The sequence below is a fragment of the Streptomyces sp. NPDC088817 genome (assembly GCF_044750345.1).
Classification (GTDB): Bacteria; Actinomycetota; Actinomycetes; order Streptomycetales; family Streptomycetaceae; genus Streptomyces.
Map to the genome: position 1 here is coordinate 350139 of NZ_JBIVJN010000001.1, position 21297 is coordinate 371435.

A 21297-nucleotide genomic window follows, 5' to 3' on the forward strand; every position below is an offset into this window, starting at 1 on the left:
GCCGGCACGAGGTGCCCGCGGGCGGCACCGGCGGCGGGGAGGGTTCGGCATGAGCGGGCGCACGCGGTTGACGCTGTGCGCGGCGGCGGCGACGGTGATGGCGTCGTGCGCGCTGCTGCCGCTGGTCTCCCCGGCCTCGTGGATCCTCCAGGTCGTCCTGATGCTGGCGGTGCAGTCGGGGGTCGGCGTGGTGGCCCGGCGGATACCGCTGGCGCGGCCGCTGACCGTGGTGGCACAGGCCCTGGCCACGCTGATGCTGCTCACCCTGGTCTTCGCCCGGGCGCATGCCTTCGCGGGGCTGATCCCCGGCCCCGAGGCCTTCCGGCACCTGGCCGAACTGCTGCGCGAGGGCGCGGAGGACGTCGGCCGGTACGCCATCCCGGCGCCGCAGACCGACGGCATCCGCCTGATGCTCGTCGCCGGCGTCCTGGTGATCGGGCTGATCGTGGACGCCCTCGCGGTGACGTTCCGCAGCGCGGCCCCCGCGGGCCTGCCGCTGCTCGCCGTGTACTCCGTGGCCGCGGGCCTGTCCGACGGCGGCACCGGCTGGTGGTGGTTCCTGGTCGCGGCCGCCGGTTATCTGATGCTGCTGCTGGCCGAGGGCCGCGACCGGCTCTCGCAGTGGGGGCGGGTGTTCGCCGGGGCGCCGCGCCCGGGAGACCGCGAGACGAGCGGCGCGACCGCGCCGGTGCGCACCGGGCGCCGGATCGGCGCACTCGCCCTCGGCATCGCCCTGGTGGCGCCGCTCGCGCTGCCGTCGATGGGAGGCGGGCTGCTCGGCACCGCCGAAGACGGCGTCGGCCGGGGCAGCGGGGACGGCGGCACGATCTCCGCGGTGAACCCGCTGGTGTCCCTGCGCGACAGCCTGAACGTCGACGAGGACCACACGGTCATCACCCTGCGCACGGACACGTCCGACACCTCGAACCTGTACCTGCGGATCGTGTCCCTGGACGACTTCGACGGGACCACCTGGAAGCCGGCCCAGCGGCACATCGTGGCCGTGCCCGACCGGCTGCCCGCCCCCCTGGGCCTGGACGGCGGCGTCAAGCGCACGGAGATCACCACGACGATCTCGACGTCCACGTCGTACGTGCAGGACTGGCTGCCGATGCCGTACCCGCCGAGTGCCGTGCGGGTCAAGGGCAGTTGGCGCTACGAGCCCGTCGGCATGACCCTCGTCGGCGACCACCGGCAGACCACGCGCGACCTGACCTACGAGGTGAAGAGCCTTCAGGTACGGCCGACCGCCGAGCAGCTCGCCACGGCGCCCGAGCCGCCGGCGGCGCTGAGGCGCGAGTACACCAAGGTGCCCCCGTCGCTCCCGGCGGACGTCGCGAGCACCGCCCGCCGGGTCACCCGGGGCGCGGCGAACCACTACGAGCAGGCGGTCGACCTCCAGGACTGGTTCGCCCTCGAAGGCGGCTTCCGGTACGACACACAGGTCGAGGCGGGCAGCGGACCGCAGGCCATCTCGCGGTTCCTGAGGGACAAGCGCGGTTTCTGCGTGCACTTCTCCTTCTCGATGGCCGCCATGGCCCGCACGCTGGGCATACCGGCCCGCGTCGCGGTGGGCTTCGGGCCGGGCTCCGCGCAGAGCGACGGGACCGTGGCGGTGGGTCTGAAGGACGCGCACGCCTGGCCCGAGCTGTACTTCGAGGGCGTCGGCTGGACGCGCTTCGAGCCGACCCCGACACGGGGCACGACGCCCTCGTACACCCAGCCGGACACGCCCGGCACCAGCCTGCCGGAGCAGTCGGCGCCGTCCCAGGACGCGAGCACGGCGCCCTCCGCCGCGCCGTCCGCGGACCAGAGCTGCCCCCCGGAGCTGCGAAAGCTCCAGGAGTGCGGGGGCCCGTCCGCGCAGGCCGTGCCGGTCGGGGGCGGCGGCCCCAGGTGGTACGCCCTGCTGGGCTGGACGCTGGGCGGCCTGCTGCTCGTCGCCCTGCCGCTGTCGCCGCTGCTGTGGCGCCGGCGGACGCGCTCCGTGCGGCTGGGCGCACACGGGCGCGGCGAGGGGGACGCGGGGTCTCACGTCCTGGCGGTCTGGCAGGAACTGGGCGACACCGCCTGGGACTTCGGGATCCTGCCGGACGATTCGCTGACCCCGCGCAAGGCGGCCGCCCGGATCGTCCGCCTCGGGCGTCTCGACGAGGTGGCCGCGGCCTCGGCGCACCGGCTGGCGGACGCGGTGGAGCAGGTCCTCTACGCGCCGCGACCGCGTCCGGTATCAGGGCTCGCCGAGGACGTCCGGCGGGTCACCGCCGGCCTGCGGGGCACGGCGTCACGCCGCACCAGGCTGCGGGCCGCGCTGGCTCCCCGCTCGACCGTGCGCGTGGTCTGGGCGGCGTCGGCCCGGTGGAACGCGTTCCGGTCCCGCGCCGCCGCCCGCGTCGCCGCCGTCCGGGCAGCGCTGCGCCGGCCGTCGGGGCGGCGGGACCCGGGGGACGGGGCCGAGGCCTCCGGCTGAGGAGTCACGAGGAATCACACGCGTGAGGGGCTCACCACCGTCGGTGGTCAGCCCCTCAACGCGGAACTGTCGGTGTGCGGCGCGCTAGCGGCCGCCCTGCTCGTCGCGGCGACGCTGCCAGCGCTCCTCGATGCGGTCCATCATGGAGCGCTTCTGACGGGCCGGACGACGGGCCTGCGGAGCGCCGGTCGCCTGCTCGCCCGGCTTGGGAGCCTTGCGCCAGCCGGTCACGACCAGTACGGCACAGCCCAGCATGACCAGGAAGCCCACCACACTGACCCAGATGAGCTTCTGGACGACCATTCCTGCCATGAGGAGCGCGATACCTACGAGGAAGCCCACGACCGCCTGGTAGACCCGCCGCCGGGTGTACGTACGCAGCCCGCTTCCCTCGAGCGCCGACGCGAACTTGGGATCTTCGGCGTACAGCGCTCGCTCCATCTGCTCGAGCATGCGCTGCTCGTGCTCCGAGAGCGGCACGGAGTCCTCCTCATCGTGCAGTCGCCGGGGCGACTCGGGGGGTCCCTTAAGAATAGGCGGGAATCGCCCCCGTGAAACCCGCCCCTCTGCGCCAATTGGCCAACCGGAATCCGCCATGTCGATCCCGGTCCGCTGAGGCTTCCATTCCCCGGCGGGCGGGCCGTCATGCCGGACCGTCTCCTTCGATCATACGGCGCCGAGCCCGCGTCCGGGCGGCCTGTGGCGGACTGCATGCCCGGCCACGGCCCCGGTCGGCGGCCCGTCCCGTGCGGCGGCTCAGGCCTCCGCCGCGCCCCTGGTCTCACCGAGTACGTGGAGCTGCGTGGCCACGGAGTGGAACGCGGGCCGTTCGGCCGCCGCCGCCTCCAGCTTCAGCAGGGCGTCCAGCGCCCCGGGCTCGGTGTCCACGAGCACTCCGGGCACCAGGTCGGCGAAGATCCGCACCCCATGCACGGCGGCGACCCGCAGGCCCGCGCCCTCGACGAGCGCGGTGAGCTGCTCGGCGGTGAAGCGGCGCGGCACCGGGTCGCCCTCGCCCCAGCGGCCCTCGGGGTCGTCGAGTGCGTGCCGGGCCTCCTTGAAGTGCCCGGCCAGGGCCCGCGCGAGCACGGCGCCGCCGAGACCGGCGGCGAGCACGCTCAGAATGCCCTCGGGGCGCAGGGCGGCCACCGCGTTGCGCACGCCCTCGGCGGGGTCGTCGACGTACTCCAGGACGCCGTGGCACAGCACGGCGTCGTAGCCGCCGCGCTCGACCACGTCGAAGAGGCCGTGGGCGTCGCCCTGGACGCCCCGCACCCGCTCGGCGACACCGGCCTCGGCGGCGCGGCGCTCCAGGGCGAACAGGGCGTTGGGGCTGGGGTCGACGACGGTGACCCGGTGGCCGAGCCGGGCGGCGGGCACGGCGAAGTTGCCGCTGCCGCCGCCGGTGTCGAGGACGTCCAGGCAGTCCCGGCCGGAGGCCTTGACCCGGTGGTCGAGGGCGTCGTGCAGGACCTCCCAGACCACGGCGGTACGGAGAGAGGCGCGTGGACGGGAGGGGTCGGAGCGCAGCGACGCCGGTTGAGCGTGATGGTGGGAGACGGGCGGGCGCATCGGGTCCGACACGGTTGACTCCTCGGCGCGGCACCGCCTCTTGCACGGCGGAGCGATCGGACTGCCCCTCCCCGCCCGGTACACGGGAACTGGAAGGGCTTCAGGCGCCCTCCACCCTATTGCCTCCACCCCCCGACCTGCCCCTCGGCTCCACGGCCCCCGCGGTCGCCGCGCTCGCCGCCCCGCCGGGCGCGGGGCGGGGGACGACCGGCTGGAGGAGGAGCAGGCGCTCGACCAGGCGGATGAACACCGCCACGTCCCGTATCAGGTCGTCGGCGTCCCGTTGGCCGGCCGCGCCCCGGATCCCGGCCTCGGCACGGGCGCGGCGCGCGGCGCCCGCGGCGAACAGCGCACTCCACTCGGCGAGTTCGGGCGCGATCTCGGGGAGTACTTCCCAGGCGCTCCTGATGCGGGCCCGGCGGCGCGGGGTGGGATCCGGGCGCCCCCGCGCGGCGAGCACGGCGGCCGCGGTGCGCAGCGCGGCAAGGTGGGCCGTCGCGTACCGCTCGTTCGGGGTGCGGAGGGCGGTGGCCTCCTCCAGGCCGTCGCGGGCCTGGGCGAGCAGGCCGAGGGCGGCGGGCGGGGCCGAGGCTCGGCGCGGGACGGGGTGCACGTCGCTCGCCGGGCCGGTCAGTGAGGGGGCAGGGCCGGTGGCGCGGTGCCGACGGGCGGCGGCTGCGGACGAGTTGGCCATGACGAACCTCCTGTCGTCTGGGTGACGGCACGGGTGCCGTATGTGCACATCGTGAGGTATGGCACTGACAATCCGTTCCGACCTGGGGTTTTGCCGCGGCTGCGCTTGGAGGGAGGCTCGCGCGCCGGGCCCGCGGCGCGGCCGCCGGCCTCCCTCGCCGAGCCCTCCGCAAGGCACCGACCTGTGACAATCAGGGCCATGGAACGCAGCAGCGCCACGCCGGGCGCCCGTACCCGCCGCGAGGCCACCCGGCAGAAGCTCTACGAGGCCGCCGTCACGCTCATCGCCGAGCAGGGCTTCTCCGCCACCACGGTGGACGAGATCGCCGAGCGGGCGGGGGTCGCCAAGGGCACCGTCTACTACAACTTCGCCAGCAAGTCCGTCCTCTTCGAAGAGCTGCTGCGGCACGGCGTGGGACTGCTCACCGCCTCCCTGCGCGAGGCGGCCGACCGGACGGCGCGGGAGGGCGGCAGCCGGGTCGACGCCCTCGACGCCATGGTCCGCGCCGGGCTCGTCTTCATCGACCGCTACCCGGCCTTCACCCAGCTCTACGTGGCCGAGCTGTGGCGCACCAACCGTTCCTGGCAGGCCACGCTCCTGGTGGTGCGGCAGGAGGCGGTCGCGGTCGTCGAGGGCGTACTGCGCGACGGCATGGCGGACGGGGAGTTCAGCGAGGACGTCGACGTGCCGCTGACCGCGGCCGCGCTGGTCGGCATGGTGCTGGTGGCCGCGCTGGACTGGAAGTCCTTCCAGCCGCAGCGTTCCCTGGACGACGTGCACGCGGCGCTGTCCCGGCTCCTTCAGGGTCGGGTCAGCGGACGCCTCTGAGGCCGCGGCCTCCCGGGAACGCCCGGCGCGGGCCGCGCGCAGGAAGACACCGGTGCGCCCTGGCCGCGTCCCCCGCGGGCCACCACGCACCGGCGTCTCCCGGTCGAGGGCCACGCCGTTCCGCCGCCCCGTGTCGGCGGTGCCGGCGTGCCCTTTCCCGTGCCCCTCGACTCTCTCGTCCGCAGGGGTCGCGTGACATCCGTACGCGTACTCATCCCGCCTGCTAGGTACGGATACTCAGTCCCGCGTCCCCGACCCCGGGACTCCGCGCGGCGCGCTGGCTACGATCGCCTCCGTGTCCGTACTCCCCATGGTGTTCACAAGCGGCTGGGCCAGCGGCATCAACGCGTACGCGGTGGTGCTGCTCCTCGGTGTGTTCGGTGCGACGGGACTGAGCGACGACGTCCCCGCCGCCCTGCAACGGCCGGAGGTGCTGATCGCGGCGGCGGTGCTGTTCGCGCTGGAGGCGGTCGCCGACAAGATCCCCTATGTGGACTCGGTGTGGGACACGGCGCACACCGTGATCCGCCCGGTCGCCGGTGCCTGGGTCGGCGCGCTGCTCGCGGGGCAGAGCGGTTCGCTGTCGGATGTCACGGCGGGCCTGGTCGGCGGCGGTACGGCACTGGCCAGCCACTTGGTGAAGGCCGGGACGCGGATGGCGGTCAACACCTCCCCCGAGCCCGTGAGCAACATGGTCGTGAGCCTGGCCGAGGACCTCGGCGTGGCCGGACTCGTCACGTTCGCGATCTTCCATCCGCTGGCCGCGGCGATCGTCGCGGGCGTCCTGCTGCTCGCCGGGATCGTGGTCGTCGTCTTCCTGGTCTCCCGGATCCGGCGCTTCCTGCGCCGCAGGGCCCAGCGCCGGGAGGAGAAACGCCGGCTCGCGGCCGGGGCGGGGTCCCCGCCGGGCTGAGCCCGCCTGCGGCCAACTCATCCGGGAAACCGCTGGTCAGCGCCCCCGCGGCCGGGATTGTCGGTGGCGGTCGATAAAGTCGCGCACATGGCACGGATTGCGGTGATCGGCGCCGGGATGGGCGCGATGGCGGCCGCCGCCCGGCTGGCCGTCGCGGGCCACCGGGTGGCGGTGTACGAGCGTACGGACACGTACGGCGGCGCGCTGCGCCGGTTCGAGCGGGACGGCTTCGCCTTCGACACCGGCCCCGGGCTGCTCCCGCTGCCCGCCGTCCACCGCGATCTGTTCGTCAAGACCGGCAAGGAGCCGCTGGAGGACCGGGTCGAGCTGGTCCAGGTGGACCCGTCCGCACGGCACGTCTTCGCCGACGGCACGGAGGTGTCCCTGCCGAACGTCTCGCGCGCGGGTGTCGTCGCCGCTCTGGACGAAGCCCTCGGCGCGGGCGCCGGACAGCGCTGGGGCGACTTCCTGGTGCGGGCCCGCGAGGCCTGGGACCGGGCCCGCCGCCCGCTCCTGGAGGAGCCGCTGTGGCCCAACTGGCAGGTGCTGGCCGAGCGCGAGCCCTACCCGGCGGTGCCGCACAAGCGCCTGCTGCGCACCCGCCGGGCCGGGACGCTCGCCGAGGTGGGTGCCTGGGAGCTGCGCGATCCGCGGCTCGCCGCCCTCCTGGAGAGCCACGCGCTCGCCTACGGCCTCGATCCGCGGACCGCCCCGGCGAGCGCGGCCGTACTGCCGTACCTGGACCACGCCTTCGGCACCTGGTACGTGCGCGGCGGCCTGCGCGAGCTGGCGCGCGCGGTGTACGAGCGGTGCCTGGCCCGCCGGGTCGAGTTCACCTTCGGCGCCGAGGTCGGGCGAATCGTCGACAAGGACGGCCGGGCGGCGGGCGTGGAGTTCGCCGACGGGACCGTGGCCGAGGCGGAGTTCGTGGTCGCGGGTGTGCCTCCCCGGGTGCTGGCCGGCATGGTCCGTGGCACGGCCCCGCGCGGTGCGGGCGAGGTGCCGCCGCAGCCCGGGGCGCCCAGCCGCCTGACCGTACTGCTGGCTCTGCGCGGCGGCCGTCCGGAGGGGACGGCCCACCGGACCGTGGTGCACACCGAGGACCGCGCGGGCGAACTCGACGCGCTGTTCGGTGCGGCCCCCGGGCTGCCCGGGCGGCCCACCGTCTCGGTGTCGCGTCCCGGCGATCCGGCGCTCGTCCCGGACCCGGAGCACGAGGCGGTGACGCTCACGGCGACGGTCCCCGCGTCCCCCTCGGGGGACCTCCAGGCACAGGCCGACCGGATGATCGCCGTCGCCGCGCGGGCGATACCCGGGCTCCGCGACCGCCTGCTGTGGCACGAGGTGCGCACCCCGGCCGACATCGCCCGGGTGACGGGCGCGGAGGGCGGGGCCGTCCCCGCGCCGGCGCTCGCGGCCGCCCAGGGGCGCCTGCTGCACCCGGCGAACACCACGGGGCTCGCGGGCCTGTTCACCGTGGGCGGCTGGTCGCACCCCGGCGGCGGGCTGCCGCACGCCGGGATGTCGGGGGCGCTGGTGGCCGGACTGATCGTGGAGGGACCGGAGTTCCGCGGCTCCCAGTGAGCCGGGGAGCGTTCAGAAACGGTACTGCTCGTCGTAGCCCGTGCCGTGCTGCGGCTGGCCCTGGTTGTCGCCCTGGTACGGGTAGGCCTGCTCCGGCGGGAGTTCGCCGCCGTAGGACTCGTCGGTGCGCTGCTGCGGGACCCAGACCCCGCCGGCCGGGGTCTCCGCGGCGTAGCCGGCGTAGGCGTCCTGGGTGCCGTAGGCCTGCTGGCCGTACCCCTGCTGGCCCTGCTGGGCGTAGCCGGTGTCGTAGGAGCCGTCGTAGGTCTGGGCGCCGGCGTACGGGTCGGCGTAGGCGGCGTACTGCTGCTGGCCGGAGGCGTCGTAGCCGTAGCCCTGCTGCCCGTAGCCTGAGTAGTCGTACGCATTGCCCTGGTCGGCGTCCTGGGCCACGGTGGCGTACTGGTCCTGGGTCTGGCCGGCCCCCGGGTAGGGCGACTGCGTGCCGCCCTGGTGGGCGGAGCGGTCGTAGACGCCGTAGGAACCGGTCTCGTCGGGCAGGGGCTGCGGCTCGTACACGGCGGTGGCCTCGGCGGCCGCGGGCTCGGAGACGGGGGCCCCGTCGCTCGGAAGCGGCTGGGAGTGGAGTGCGGCGGGGGTGAAGACGTCGTCGCGGTCGTCGTCGCCCTGGCCGTAGGACTGACCCTCGTAGCCGGGCAGGGCCCGCATGGTGCCGGTGTCGCCGTCGGACGCTTCCAGGCCGGAGACCTCCAGGGCAGGGTCCTGGTGCTCGGCCTTGCCGCGGCGGCGCGGCTTGCCCTCCTCGGCCTCGGGGCGGTTGACCGCCCAGCCCGCCGCGAAACCGCGCCGGAAGGACAGCGTCACGTAGGTCTGGCCGACCGCGAAGGCGGCCGCGCCGAGACCGATCACGATGACGGAGGGGATCAGGACCCCGAGGACGACACCGAGGAAGCCGCCGAAGGCCAGCAGCCGCCAGCGCAACCGTGCCTTGTACTGCAGCAGCACCTCGCCCAGCAGCCACAGCGCGACAATGCCGAACGCGATGTAGAGGACCGTCCAGCCCATGTACGCCCCTCTCCCAGTGGCCGCTACGCAGTGTGTCGTACGCGGGTGCGGCCGGTCTAGGTCCGCGGCCGTTGGTGCAGACCCAGGTTCTCGTAGATTTCCAGCGTCGCCGTGGAGTTGTTGAGCGTGATGAAGTGCAGCCCGGGCACTCCCTCGGCCCGCAGTCGCGCACAGAACTCGGTGGCGAACTCGATCCCAAGGGAGCGTACCGCCGCCGGATCGTCCGCCGCCGAGCGGATCCGCTCTTCGAGGTCGTCCGGGATGGCGGCGTTGCTGAGTTGGGGCAGACGCTCGAGCATTTTCACGCTCGTGACCGGCATGATCTCGGGAATGACGGGTGTCGCGCAACCGGCGGCGGCGACGCGGTCGCGCAGGCGGAGGTACGACTCGGGCTCGAAGAACATCTGCGTGATCGCGTAGTCGGCGCCCGCCCTGCACTTGTCGACGAAGTGCGCGACGTCGGTGTCCCAGTCGGCGGAGCGCGGGTGCATCTCGGGGAAGGCCGCCACGCCGACGCAGAAGTCGCCCGACTCCTTGATGAGCCGGACGAGTTCGGCGGCGTAGGTCAGTCCGCGGGGGTGCGGGACCCACTCGGCCATCGGGTCGCCGGGCGGGTCGCCGCGCACGGCGAGCATGTTGCGGATCCCGGCGTCGGCGTACTGGCCGATGATGTTGCGCAGTTCGGCGACGGAGTGGTTGACGGCGGTGAGGTGCGCGACCGGGGTGAGCGTCGTGTCGGAGACGATCTGCTCGGTCGCCTTGACGGTGCCCGCGCGGGTGGAGCCGCCGGCGCCGTACGTCACCGAGACGAAGTCGGGGGCGACGGCCTCGACCCTGCGCAGCGCGTTCCACAGGTTGCGCTCGCCCTTCGCCGTCTTCGGCGCCCAGAACTCGAAGGAGTAGGTGCTCTTGCCGGTGGCGAGCATGTCACGCACGGTGCGTGCGCGATCAGTCCTGGTGGATGCGGTTCCGAGGGCCATACAGGCAGGCTATCCACGGCATGGCGGTCTCCCAACCGAGCATCGGAAATTTGCCTGGATTGTCGGCTTCTTGTCCACACTTCGGACAGTGGGGCCGGAAATCAGCGGGTCGGACCCGGCCACCTGTCCGAAAAGTGAGACGCCGGGCGGCCGGCCTCCGGCCGTACCGCGCCCCTACCCCGCCTGCCGCAGCCGCTCGGCGAACTCGGCCGCCGCTGCTCCGGGGTCGTCGGCCTCGGTGATCGCCCGGACCACGACGACGCGGCGGGCGCCGGCCTCCAGGACCTGGTCCAGGTTGCCGAGGTCGATGCCGCCGATGGCGAACCAGGGCCGGTCGGTGCCCAGCGAGGCGGTGTACCGGACGAGGTCGAGGCCGGGGGCGGGGCGCCCCGGCTTGGTGGGCGTGGGCCAGCAGGGTCCGGTGCAGAAGTAGTCCACGCCGTCCTGCACGGCCGCGGCGGCGGCCTCGCCCTCGGCGTGCGTGGACCGGCCGATCAGGACACCTTCGCCGAGAATGGCGCGGGCGGCGGGCACCGGAAGGTCCCCCTGCCCCAGGTGCAGGACATCGGCGCGGGCCGCGTGGGCGACGTCCGCCCGGTCGTTGACCGCGAGCAGCTTCCCGTGCCGTGCGCACGCGTCGGCGAACACCTCCAGCAGGTCCAGTTCCTGCGCCGCCTCCATGCCCTTGTCCCGCAATTGCACGACGTCGACGCCCGCCGCCAGCACCGCGTCCAGGAACCCGGCCAGGTCCCCCTGCCGCCTGCGGGCGTCCGTGCACAGATAAAGGCGCGCGGCACCGAGCCGGTCACGGGCGCCGGCCGCGACGTCGGCAACGGCTGCGGCAGCGGCAGCGGTCTCAGGCATACGCGGGTCCCCCCGGCTCGACGGTTGCGTGGTCCGTCCGACCACTCGGACGGACCCTATCCGCCCCTCCCGGCCGGGCCTGTCGCGGCCACCGCCCGCCCGGCCGCCAGGACCGCGGCCGGGGAGCGTGGAGGAGCGGCCGGGTCAGACGGCGAGGGCCTGGGCGCGGCGCTTCACCTCGGTGCCGCGGTTCTCACTCAGGGCCTGGGCGGGGGTGCCCGGCAGGGTCGGGTCGGGGGTGAAAAGCCATTCGATCATCTCTTCGACCGTGAAGCCGTCGTCCCTCAGGAGCGTCAGGGTGCCGGACAGGCCCTTGACGACCTTGTCGCCGTCGATGAAGGCGGCGGGAACGTGCAGCGCGCGGTTCTCACCCCGGCGCACGGCGATGAGCTGGCCCTCCTTGACCAGCTGCCGCACACGTGTCACCTCGACGCCGAGCTGTTCGGCGATGTCGGGAAGGGTGAGCCAGGCAGGGACGAGAGCGTCGATCTTCGTGTCAATCTCGGTCACGAGGACAAGCGTGCCATCTGCCACTGACACTCGGAAGCCAGGCCCGTCCACCCGGGGACGCGCGCCTCACGCGGTCGCCGCCTTCAGAGGCTTCGCCGGGTCCGCCAGCAGCCGCGGATCCATGGGCGTGCCGGACTCGATCAGCCGCCGCCCCTGCGCCAGATCCCGCGGCCGGCCGACGGCCAGCAGGGCGACGAGCCGGCCCTCGCGGAGCCAGCAGACCGTCCACGCCGGTCCGGTGCGATCGCCGCGCCAGACGACGGCGTCGGCCGACGTGTGGTGCCCCGCGTACTGCACGAAGCGTCCGAACTGCTCGGACCAGAAGTACGGCACCGGGTCGTAGACCACGGGGGTGAGGCCGACGATGTCGGCCGCGACCGTGCGCGGGCCCTGGAGCGCGTTGTCCCAGTGGTGGATCAGCAGGCGCTCGCCGTACCGCCCCGAGGGGAAGGAGGCGCAGTCGCCGACCGCGTACACGTCCGGCACCGACGTGCGCAGATGGTCGTCCGCCAGGACGTCCCCGTGCGGGCCCAGCTCGATGCCGGAGCCGGCCAGCCAGTCCGTGGCGGGGCGTGCGCCGATGCCGACCACGACGGCGCCCGCGGGCAGCCGGGAGCCGTCGTCGAGCACGACCGCGCCGGGTTCGACGCGCTCCACGCGCGCGTGGGTGCGCAGTTCGGTGCCGCTGTCGGCGTACCAGGCGGTCATCGGCTCGGCCACCTCCGCGGGCAGCGCCCCGGCGAGCGGACGGTCCGCGGCCTCCACGACGGTCACGGCGCAGCCCGCCTCGCGCGCGGCGGTGGCGAACTCGGCGCCGATCCAGCCGGCGCCCACGACCACGATGTCGTGCTGCTCGGTGAGCACCGGCCGCAGCCGTTCGGCGTCGTCCAGGGTGCGCAGCAGGTGGACTCCCCGCACGCCCTCCGTGCCGGGCAGCCGGATCGGTTCGGCGCCGGTGGCCAGGACGAGGACGTCGTACGGCACCGGTCCGGCCGAGGTCTCCAGCACGCGCGTGCCGGGCCGCACGGCCAGTGCCTCGCAGCCGAGCCGCAGTTCGAGGCCGAGCGCCTCGAAGTCGATGTCGAAGGCGGAGCCCTCGGCCTTGCCGAGCAGGACGGCCTTGGACAGCGGCGGCCGGTCGTAGGGCTGGTGGGGTTCGGCGCCGATCAGTGTCACGGTGCCGGTGAAGCCCTGCTCGCGCAGGGCGACCGCGGTCTGCACACCGGCCATGCCGGCGCCCGCGACGACCACGCGCCGCGGCGCCGATGTGCCCTGTTCCTGCGTCTGGTCGCTCACCTGATCACCATAAGTCAACTGACACGGCGTCAGTCAGGGGCGTGCGGGGTGACCCGCTCCACGACCGGCTCCCGCAACCTGCCCCACCCGGGCTAGGGTGGCGACCGTACACGCACTCGCGGGAGCCCGGACGCACCGGGCTGAGAGGGAGGCTGGCGGCCTCCGACCGTACGAACCTGATCCGGGTCATGCCGGCGAAGGGAGGGGCTGGACGCCCATGTCGTCGTCACGTACGTCCGACGTCCTCGTCGTGGGGGGCGGAATCATCGGCCTGGTGACGGCCTGGCGCTCGGCGCAGCGCGGGTTCGCCACGGCCGTGGTGGACCCCGAGCCGGGCGGCGGGGCCGCACAGGTGGCCGCCGGGATGCTGGCCGCCGTCACCGAACTGCACTACGGCGAGCAGACCCTGCTCGCGCTCAACCTGGCCTCCGCCCGCCGGTACCCGGACTTCGCGGCCGAGCTGACCGAGCTGACCGGCCACGACCTCGGCTACCGCCGCTGCGGCACCCTCGCCGTCGCGCTGGACGCCGACGACCGCGCCCACCTGCGGGAACTGCACGACCTCCAGCGCCGTTCGGGCCTGGAGTCCGAGTGGCTGTCCGGGCGGGACTGCCGCCGCCTCGAACCGATGCTCGCGCCGGGCGTGCGCGGCGGGCTGCGGGTGGACGGCGACCACCAGATCGACCCGCGGCGGCTTGCCCGCGCCCTGGTCGCGGCCTGCGAGCGGGCGGGCGTGGTCTTCCACCGCGGCTGGGCCGAGCGGCTCACCGTGGCCCGCGGCCGGGCCACGGGCTGTGTGCTGCGCGACGGCACCGCGCCGGCCGCGGACCGGGTGGTGCTCGCCGCGGGCAGCCTCAGCGGACGGCTCGCGGGCGTCCCGGACGAGGTGCTGCCGCCGGTGCGGCCGGTGAAGGGACAGGTGCTGCGGCTGACGGTGCCGAAGCGGTACGCGCCGTTCCTGAGCCGTACTGTGCGGGCCGTGGTGCGCGGCAGCCAGGTCTACCTGGTGCCGCGGCTCGACGGGGAGCTGGTCGTCGGGGCCACGAGCGAGGAACTGGGCTGGGACACGACGGTGACGGCGGGCGGCGTGTACGAGCTGCTGCGCGACGCGCACGAGCTGGTGCCGGGGATCACCGAGCTGCCGCTCACGGAGACCAGGGCGGGACTGCGGCCCGGCTCCCCCGACAACGCGCCGCTGCTCGGCCCGACCGGCCTCGCCGGCCTGCTGCTCGCCACCGGGCACTACCGCAACGGTGTCCTGCTCACGCCGGTCACCGGTGACGCCATGGCGCACGTCCTGACCACCGGCGACCTGCCGGACGAGGTCCGCCCCTTCTCCCCCAGGCGTTTCCACGCCGCGGCACTCACGGAGCAGCCCGTATGAACATCTCCGTCAACGGTGAGGCCCGCCGGGTCGCGCCCGGCACGTCACTCGGCACCGTCGTGCGGACCCTGAGCGCGGCGCCCTCCGGGGTGGCCGCCGCCCTCAACGAGACCGTCGTGCCACGCGCGCGGTGGGCGTCCACGGCCCTGGCCGAGGGCGACCGCGTCGAAGTGCTGACCGCCGTCCAGGGAGGCTGAGCCATGGCCGACGACCCCTTCGTCCTCGGTGGTACGCCCTTCACGTCCCGGCTGATCATGGGCACCGGCGGCGCGACCGGCCTGGAGGTCCTGGAGCGGGCGCTCGTGGCCTCCGGCACGGAGCTGACCACGGTCGCGATGCGGCGGGTGGACCCCTCCGTGCACGGCTCGGTGCTGTCGGTGCTGGAGTCGCTCGGGATCCGGGTGCTGCCCAACACCGCGGGCTGCTTCACCGCGGGCGAGGCGGTACTCACCGCCCGGCTGGCGCGGGAGGCGCTCGGCACGGACCTCGTCAAGCTGGAGGTCATCGCCGACGAGCGCACGCTGCTGCCGGACCCGATCGAGCTGCTGGACGCGGCGGAGACGCTGGTCGACGACGGGTTCACGGTCCTGCCGTACACGAACGACGACCCGGTGCTCGCGCGGAAGCTGGAGGACGTGGGCTGCGCCGCGATCATGCCGCTCGGGTCGCCCATCGGGTCCGGGCTCGGCATCCGCAACCCGCACAACTTCCAGCTGATCGTGGAGCACGCGCGCGTGCCGGTGATCCTGGACGCCGGGGCGGGCACGGCCTCGGACGTGGCGCTGGCCATGGAGCTGGGGTGTGCCGGGGTGATGCTCGCCTCCGCGGTGACGCGGGCGCAGGAGCCGGTGATGATGGCCGCGGCGATGCGGTCCGCCGTGGAGGCGGGGCGGCTGGCACGGCTGGCCGGGCGGATCCCCAAACGGCACTTCGCCCGGGCGTCGTCCCCGGCAAAGGGCATGGCCGGGCTGGACCCGGAGCGGCCCGCGTTCTAGCCGGTCAGTTCGTCCGCACGGGTGCGCGTTCGGCGTCACAGGTCGGCTTCAGTACCGGCGCGACACCGTCCGCGATCCGTGTGTGTCCGTGACGGCTCGTAGACTCGCCTGCGTGGATACGACCCTTCAGGACCCTCTCGTCGGGCAGGTGCTCGACGGCCGCTATCGCGTCGACGCGCGGATCGCCGTCGGCGGGATGGCCACGGTCTACCGGGCCCTGGACACCCGACTCGACCGGGTCCTCGCGCTCAAGGTGATGCACCCGACGCTCGCGGCCGACGGCTCGTTCGTGGAGCGGTTCATCCGGGAGGCCAAGTCGGTCGCGCGGCTGGCGCACCCGAACGTGGTGCAGGTCTTCGACCAGGGCACGGACGGGACGTACGTGTACCTCGCCATGGAGTACGTGGCCGGCTGCACCCTGCGCGACGTGCTGCGCGAGCGCGGGGCGCTCCAGCCGCGCGCGGCGCTGGACATCCTGGAGCCGGTGCTCGCCGCGCTGGGGGCCGCGCACCGGGCCGGGTTCGTCCACCGGGACATGAAGCCGGAGAACGTCCTGATAGGGGACGACGGCCGGGTCAAGGTCGCCGACTTCGGGCTGGTCCGGTCCGTGGACACGGTGACGAACACCACCGGTGCCGTCCTCGGCACCGTCTCCTACCTCGCGCCGGAGCAGATCGAGCGCGGCACCGCCGCCCCCCGGGTCGACGTGTACGCGTGCGGGGTCGTGCTGTACGAGATGCTGGCCGGCGGCAAGCCGCACCAGGGCGAGTCCCCGGCCCAGGTGCTGTACCAGCACCTCCACGAGGACGTGCCGGTCCCGTCGGCCGCAGTGCCGGGACTGCCCCTCGAACTGGACGAACTGGTCGCGGAGGCCACCGCGCGCACCCCGGACATCCGGCCGCACGACGCGGTCGCGCTGCTCGCGCGGGTCCGCGAGGCTCGGTCCGCGCTCAGTGCGGAACAGCTCGACGCCGTGCCGCCGCAGGCCATCACCGCGGAGCACGACAACGCCGAGGACCGTACGAGCGTCATCCCGCGCGCGCTGACGACGCGGATCCGTGGCGGTGGCGGCGGGGACACCGGCGACGGCGCACGCTCCGAGACCGCCCTCAACCGCACCAGCCGGCTCCAGGCGCCCCCGCCCCCACCGGGGCCGTCCGGCGCGCGGCGCCCCATGCCGCCCCGGCGCACCCTGCTCACGGTGGTCGCCACCGTCCTGCTGGTCCTCGGGGTCGGCGGGGGCGTGTGGTACATCAACTCGGGCCAGTTCACGAAGGTCCCGCCGCTGCTTTCGAAGACCGAGGCGCAGGCCAGGGAGCGGCTCAAGGAGGCCGGTCTCGGGGTCGACCGGGTCGAGCACGCCTACAGCGACACGGTCCGGCGGGGCACGGTCATCAGCACCGACCCGCAGGCGGGCGCCCGGATCCGCAGCCACGGCTCGGTGGTTCTCACGGTCTCCGACGGCCCGGAGACCGTGCGGGTGCCCGATCTGAAGGGCCGCCCGCTGGACGAGGCACGGTCCCTGCTGAAGCAGGACGGCCTGGAGCCGGGCATGGTGAGCCGGGAGTTCAGCGACGACGTCCCCCGCGACGTCGTGATCGGCACGGACCCCGGGGCGGGCACGGACCGGCACGCGGGCTCGGCGATCGCGCTCACTGTCAGCAAGGGCCGCGCGGTCGACGTCCCGGACGTGACCGGCGAGGACCTGGACGAGGCGCGTTCCGACCTCCAGGACGCCGGTCTGAAGGTGGCGGTCTCCTCCGAGCAGGTCACCTCCGAGTTCGACAAGGGCCAGGTTGCCCGGCAGAGCCCGGCGGCCGACAGCGAGGCCGCCGAGGGCGACACGGTCACGCTGACGCTGTCCAAGGGGCCGGAGATGATCGAGGTGCCGGACGTGACCGGCAACAGCGTCGGCGACGCGAAGAACACGCTGCAGAAGGCCGGCTTCCAGGTCCGGGAGGACCGCGGGCTGCTGGGGCTGTTCGGCGACACCGTCAAGAAGCAGTCGGTGAAGGGCGGCGACCGGGCGCCGAAGGGCTCGACGATAACGATCACCATCCGCTGACGGCGGCCCGGCGGCCACGGGCCGCCGGGCGCGTGACACCCTGAACGGGTGAGCAGTCAGCGGTCCCGTCCCCTCCCCGGCCCCGTCCGCAACCCGATCGGCGGCCATGTGCCCGTCGCCGGCGGGCTGCATTCCGTGGGCCTGTCCTACGCCCGTGACCTCGGCGCGGAGACCGTGCAGGTCTTCGTCGCCAATCCGCGCGGCTGGGCCACGCCCGTCGGCGATCCGCGGCAGGACGAGCGGTTCCGCGCGGCCTGCGCCGAGCAGTCGGTCCCGGCGTACGTCCACGCCCCGTACCTGATCAACTTCGGCTCCCACACCGAGGCGACCGTGGAGCGGTCGGTGGAGTCGCTGCGGCACTCGCTGCGGCGCGGCCGGGAGATCGGCGCGCTGGGCGTCGTCGTGCACACCGGGAGCGCGACCGGCGGCCGGGACCGGTCCGTCGCGCTGAAGCAGGTGCGGGAGCACATGCTGCCGCTGCTGGACGAGCTCACCCACGACGACGACCCGTACCTGCTCCTGGAGTCCACCGCGGGCCAGGGTGCCTCGCTGTGCTCGCGCACCTGGGACTTCGGGCCGTACTTCGAGGCGCTGGACTCCCATCCGAGGCTGGGCGTGTGCCTGGACACCTGCCACATCTTCGCCGCCGGGCACGACCTGACCGGCCCGGACGGCATGCACCAGACGCTGGACCTGCTGGTGGAGACGGTCGGCGAGGGCCGGCTGAGGCTGATCCACGCCAACGACTCCAAGGACGTTGCCGGGGCGCACAAGGACCGGCACGAGAACATCGGCGCCGGCCACATCGGCGAGGACCCCTTCCGCGCCCTGATGACCCACCCCGCCACCGAGGGCGTCCCGCTGGTCATCGAGACCCCGGGCGGCAAGGAGGGCCACACGGCGGACGTGGAGCGCCTGAAGCGGCTCAGGGACGCCTGACGCACACGACGAGGGCGTGAGCTGCCGGAACGCGTGTCAGAGTTCCGGCCCGTCCCCCGGTCCCTCCTGGTAGGAGTAGCGCTGTTCCTTCCAGGGGTCGCCGAGGTTGTGGTAGCCGCGCTCCTCCCAGAAGCCGCGGCGGTCGGCGGTCATGTACTCCACGCCGCGGACCCACTTGGGGCCCTTCCACGCGTACAGGTGGGGGACGATCAGGCGGAGCGGGAAGCCGTGCTCGGCGGTGAGCAGTTCGCCGTCCTTGTGGGTGGCGAAGAGGGTGCGCTCCGAGGTGAAGTCGGACAGGCGCAGGTTGGAGCTGAACCCGTACTCCGCCCACACCATCACATGGGTGACGTTCGCCGCGGGCGGGGCGATGTCCAGGACGGTGCGCGCGGGGATGCCGCCCCACTCGGCGCCGGTCATGCTGTACTTCGTGACGCAGTGCAGGTCGGCCACCACGGTGGTGTACGGCAGGGCCGTGAACTCCTCGTGGGTCCAGCAGTGCTTCTCACCGTCGGCGGTGGCGCCGAAGACCCGGAAGTCCCAGCGTTCGGGCCGGAACTTGGGCACGGGTCCGTAGTGCGTGACCGGCCAGCCGCGCTGGAGCCGCTGCCCCGGCGGGAGTTCCGGCTGTGCCGCTCCCGTCGGCACTGCTCCAGACGCGTCTCCTGACGCGCGCTCCACCGGCTGACCCATGACTCCATCCTGACAGACCGGAGAGGGTGCACATGACCAGTCGGGGGGCAATTCAGGCAACTCGCACTAAGCATGCACTTACTGGACGACTGTGTGCGCCGGTGCAATCATGCGCGAGATCGGCCCAGAGACGTCCGGAAGGAGCCCCGCCGCCATGCAAGGCGACCCCGAGGTGATCGAACTGCTCAACGAGCAGCTGACCGCCGAGCTCACCGCGATCAACCAGTACTTCCTGCACTCCAAGCTCCAGGACCACAAGGGCTGGACGAAGCTCGCCAAGTACACCCGTGACGAGTCGTTCGACGAGATGCGGCACGCGGAACTCCTGACCGACCGCATCCTGCTGCTGGACGGCCTGCCGAACTACCAGCGGCTCTTCCACGTCCAGGTCGGACAGACGGTGACCGAGATGTTCCGCGCCGACCGGCAGATCGAGGTCGAGGCCATCGACCGGCTGCGCCGGGGCGTGGAGCTGATGCGCGCCAAGGACGACATCACGTCGGCGAACATCTTCGAGGCGATCCTCGCCGACGAGGAGCACCACATCGACTATCTGGACACCCAGCTGGAGCTGGTCGACAAGCTGGGTGAGGCGCTCTACCTCTCGACCGTCGTCGAGCAGAGCCAGCCGGACCCGTCGGGCCCCGGTACGCACAGCTTCTCCAGCCACTGAGGCGGCCGCCGACCGCCCGGCCCGCTAGGCGGCGTCGCCCAGTTCCTCGGCGCCGGCGCCGGACGTGCGGCCCATGAGCGGCGCGAGCGCCGGGGCGCCCTGGTCGATCAGCTCCCGGCGCGGACAGGCGCCCCGGCCGAGCAGCGCCTGGATGCGGCGTACGCAGCCGCCGCAGTCGGTGCCCGCCTTGCAGACGGAGGCGATCTTGCGGGGAGTGCAGGCGCCGTTGTCCGCGTGCTGCTGGACCTGCTGCTCGGTGACGCCGAAGCAACTGCACACGTACACGCGGTTCACCTCCCGCCGGGATCGGTTCACTGGTGCCATCCCGAATCTCGGTGAGGCAAACCTAACCTTACTCACCGCGCGTATGCCGGAAAAGTGGGTGGGGCGCGGATTTGGTGTGATCCGCGCCCCACTTCACGTGCACGCTCCCGCGACGGGCGGGCGCCTCACTGGTCCCGGTACATCTCCGCGACCAGGAACGCCAGGTCAAGGGACTGGCTGCGGTTCAGCCGCGGGTCGCAGGCCGTCTCGTAGCGCTGGTGCAGGTCGTCGACGAAGATCTCGTCGCCGCCGCCGACGCACTCGGTGACGTCGTCGCCGGTCAGCTCCACGTGGATGCCGCCGGGGTGCGTGCCGAGCCCCTTGTGCACCTCGAAGAAGCCCTTGACCTCGTCGAGCACGTCGTCGAAGCGGCGGGTCTTGTGACCGGAGGCCGCCTCGAAGGTGTTGCCGTGCATCGGGTCGGTCACCCAGGCCACCACCGCGCCCGAGGCCGTGACCTTCTCCACCAGCTCCGGGAGCCGGTCACGGATCTTGTCGGCGCCCATGCGGACGATGAACGTCAGCCGGCCCGGCTCCCGCTCGGGGTCGAGGCGGTCGACGTACCGCAGCGCCTCCTCGGGCGTGGTCGTCGGGCCCAGCTTGACGCCGATGGGGTTGCGAATGCGCGAGGCGAACTCGATGTGCGCGTGGTCCAGCTGCCGGGTGCGCTCGCCGACCCACACCATGTGCCCGGAGACGTCGTAGAGCTGCCCGGTGCGCGAGTCGACGCGGGTCAGCGCCGACTCGTAGTCGAGCAGCAGCGCCTCGTGCGAGGAGAAGAACTCGACGGTCTTGAACTCCTCCGGGTCCGTGCCGCAGGCCCGCATGAAGTTCAGCGCGTTGTCGATCTCGCGCGCGAGCTGCTCGTAGCGCTGGCCGGACGGGGAGGACTTCACGAAGTCCTGGTTCCAGGCGTGCACCTGGCGCAGGTCCGCGTAGCCGCCGGTGGTGAAGGCGCGCACCAGGTTCAGGGTGGAGGCGGACGTGTGGTACATCCGCTTCAGGCGCTCGGGGTCCGGGACACGGGCGGCCTCGGTGAATTCGAAGCCGTTGACCGAGTCGCCGCGGTAGGTCGGCAGGGTCACGCCGTCGCGGGTCTCGGTCGGCTTGGAGCGCGGCTTGGAGTACTGGCCGGCGATCCGGCCGACCTTGACCACCGGCACCGAGGCGGCGTACGTCAGCACGGCGCCCATCTGGAGCAGGGTCTTGAGCTTGTTGCGGATCTGGTCGGCGGACACCGCGTCGAACGCCTCGGCGCAGTCGCCGCCCTGGAGGAGGAACGCCTCTCCCTTGGCGACGGCCGCCATCCGGGCGCGCAGCTGGTCGCACTCGCCCGCGAAGACGAGCGGCGGATACGACTCGAGGTCCGCGATCACTGCGCGCAGAGCCTCGGGGTCGGGGTACTCGGGCTGCTGCGCCGCGGGCAGGTCTCGCCAGGTGTTGCCAGCGCTCGCGCTGGTCTTAGCGTTCACGGTCACCCCACCAAG

21 protein-coding genes and 1 riboswitch are annotated in these 21297 nt (G+C 73.5%); of the genes, 10 read left to right on the plus strand and 11 right to left on the minus strand.

The window, feature by feature from the left end:
* Positions 1-49: 49 nt before the first annotated feature.
* Positions 50-2470 (plus strand): transglutaminaseTgpA domain-containing protein, encoded by a 2421-nt coding sequence (locus ACIP4X_RS01625; protein ID WP_391453497.1) that lies wholly within the window; start codon positions 50-52, stop codon positions 2468-2470.
* A gap of 84 nt (positions 2471-2554) precedes the next feature.
* On the opposite strand, the gene ACIP4X_RS01630 is transcribed toward ACIP4X_RS01625, so the two are convergent.
* From ACIP4X_RS01630 to ACIP4X_RS01640, 3 genes are all read right to left on the minus strand, one after another.
* Positions 2555-2950 (minus strand): DUF3040 domain-containing protein, encoded by a 396-nt coding sequence (locus tag ACIP4X_RS01630; RefSeq protein ID WP_358731169.1) that lies wholly within the window; start codon positions 2948-2950, stop codon positions 2555-2557.
* A gap of 276 nt (positions 2951-3226) precedes the next feature.
* On the minus strand, positions 3227-4054 hold the full coding sequence (locus ACIP4X_RS01635; RefSeq protein ID WP_358731167.1) for a methyltransferase: 828 nt from the start codon (positions 4052-4054) through the stop codon (positions 3227-3229).
* Positions 4055-4142: 88 nt separating this feature from the next.
* Positions 4143-4736, minus strand: coding sequence for an SAV_6107 family HEPN domain-containing protein (locus tag ACIP4X_RS01640; protein WP_358731165.1), 594 nt, complete (start codon positions 4734-4736; stop codon positions 4143-4145).
* Positions 4737-4934: 198 nt separating this feature from the next.
* Here ACIP4X_RS01640 and ACIP4X_RS01645 point away from each other — a divergent pair, with 198 nt between their 5' ends.
* The 3 genes from ACIP4X_RS01645 to ACIP4X_RS01655 all read left to right on the plus strand — a co-directional run bounded on the left by ACIP4X_RS01645 (position 4935) and on the right by ACIP4X_RS01655 (position 8061).
* The gene (locus ACIP4X_RS01645) at positions 4935-5564 is read left to right on the plus strand and encodes a TetR/AcrR family transcriptional regulator (RefSeq protein ID WP_401346129.1); all 630 of its coding nucleotides are present in this window, start codon (positions 4935-4937) and stop codon (positions 5562-5564) included.
* A 295-nt stretch (positions 5565-5859) separates the two neighbouring features.
* Positions 5860-6477 carry a DUF4126 domain-containing protein gene (locus ACIP4X_RS01650; protein ID WP_358731161.1) on the plus strand — a complete coding sequence of 206 codons (618 nt, stop codon included), beginning with the start codon at positions 5860-5862 and terminating at the stop codon, positions 6475-6477.
* 87 nt (positions 6478-6564) lie between these two features.
* Complete coding sequence (locus ACIP4X_RS01655; RefSeq protein ID WP_401346132.1) at positions 6565-8061, plus strand: phytoene desaturase family protein; 1497 nt, start codon at positions 6565-6567, stop codon at positions 8059-8061.
* Positions 8062-8073: 12 nt separating this feature from the next.
* Here ACIP4X_RS01655 and ACIP4X_RS01660 read toward each other — a convergent pair whose 3' ends face one another.
* From ACIP4X_RS01660 to ACIP4X_RS01680, 5 genes are all read right to left on the minus strand, one after another.
* The gene (locus ACIP4X_RS01660; RefSeq protein WP_358731157.1) at positions 8074-9087 is read right to left on the minus strand and encodes a hypothetical protein; all 1014 of its coding nucleotides are present in this window, start codon (positions 9085-9087) and stop codon (positions 8074-8076) included.
* A gap of 56 nt (positions 9088-9143) precedes the next feature.
* On the minus strand, positions 9144-10067 hold the full coding sequence (metF, locus tag ACIP4X_RS01665; RefSeq protein ID WP_358731155.1) for a methylenetetrahydrofolate reductase [NAD(P)H]: 924 nt from the start codon (positions 10065-10067) through the stop codon (positions 9144-9146).
* A 174-nt stretch (positions 10068-10241) separates the two neighbouring features.
* Positions 10242-10931, minus strand: a complete 690-nt coding sequence (gene thiE, locus ACIP4X_RS01670) for a thiamine phosphate synthase (protein WP_401346135.1) — start codon at positions 10929-10931, stop codon at positions 10242-10244.
* 144 nt (positions 10932-11075) lie between these two features.
* A complete protein-coding gene (locus ACIP4X_RS01675; RefSeq protein ID WP_141361701.1) occupies positions 11076-11441 on the minus strand; it encodes a helix-turn-helix domain-containing protein in 366 nt (121 codons plus the stop codon).
* 66 nt (positions 11442-11507) lie between these two features.
* Positions 11508-12737: an FAD-dependent oxidoreductase gene (locus tag ACIP4X_RS01680; RefSeq protein WP_358731151.1), complete on the minus strand. Its 1230-nt coding sequence runs from the start codon at positions 12735-12737 to the stop codon at positions 11508-11510.
* 108 nt (positions 12738-12845) lie between these two features.
* Positions 12846-12957, plus strand: a riboswitch (TPP riboswitch).
* Here ACIP4X_RS01680 and thiO point away from each other — a divergent pair.
* The 5 genes from thiO (at position 12955) to ACIP4X_RS01705 (ending at position 18120) form a co-directional block, all read left to right on the plus strand.
* On the plus strand, positions 12955-14121 hold the full coding sequence (gene thiO, locus ACIP4X_RS01685; RefSeq protein WP_358731149.1) for a glycine oxidase ThiO: 1167 nt from the start codon (positions 12955-12957) through the stop codon (positions 14119-14121). It overlaps the preceding riboswitch by 3 nt.
* Positions 14118-14318: a sulfur carrier protein ThiS gene (thiS, locus tag ACIP4X_RS01690; protein WP_358731148.1), complete on the plus strand. Its 201-nt coding sequence runs from the start codon at positions 14118-14120 to the stop codon at positions 14316-14318. Before thiO ends, thiS begins: the two co-directional genes overlap by 4 nt.
* 3 nt (positions 14319-14321) lie before the next feature.
* Complete coding sequence (locus tag ACIP4X_RS01695; protein WP_358731146.1) at positions 14322-15116, plus strand: thiazole synthase; 795 nt, start codon at positions 14322-14324, stop codon at positions 15114-15116.
* 112 nt (positions 15117-15228) lie between these two features.
* Entirely contained in the window at positions 15229-17181 is a 1953-nt protein-coding gene (gene pknB, locus ACIP4X_RS01700) for a Stk1 family PASTA domain-containing Ser/Thr kinase (protein WP_401346140.1), read from the plus strand.
* 48 nt (positions 17182-17229) lie between these two features.
* A complete protein-coding gene (locus tag ACIP4X_RS01705; RefSeq protein WP_358731143.1) occupies positions 17230-18120 on the plus strand; it encodes a deoxyribonuclease IV in 891 nt (296 codons plus the stop codon).
* Positions 18121-18156: 36 nt separating this feature from the next.
* Here ACIP4X_RS01705 and ACIP4X_RS01710 read toward each other — a convergent pair whose 3' ends face one another.
* Positions 18157-18813, minus strand: coding sequence for a sulfite oxidase-like oxidoreductase (locus ACIP4X_RS01710; RefSeq protein WP_358731141.1), 657 nt, complete (start codon positions 18811-18813; stop codon positions 18157-18159).
* Between the two features lie 154 nt (positions 18814-18967).
* Between ACIP4X_RS01710 and bfr the strand changes: the two genes are divergently transcribed.
* Positions 18968-19486, plus strand: coding sequence for a bacterioferritin (gene bfr / locus ACIP4X_RS01715; protein WP_358731139.1), 519 nt, complete (start codon positions 18968-18970; stop codon positions 19484-19486).
* A 24-nt stretch (positions 19487-19510) separates the two neighbouring features.
* On the opposite strand, the gene ACIP4X_RS01720 is transcribed toward bfr, so the two are convergent.
* A complete protein-coding gene (locus tag ACIP4X_RS01720; protein WP_358731138.1) occupies positions 19511-19810 on the minus strand; it encodes a (2Fe-2S)-binding protein in 300 nt (99 codons plus the stop codon).
* A 125-nt stretch (positions 19811-19935) separates the two neighbouring features.
* Positions 19936-21288: a class II 3-deoxy-7-phosphoheptulonate synthase gene (locus ACIP4X_RS01725; RefSeq protein ID WP_358731136.1), complete on the minus strand. Its 1353-nt coding sequence runs from the start codon at positions 21286-21288 to the stop codon at positions 19936-19938.
* Positions 21289-21297: the final 9 nt, after the last annotated feature.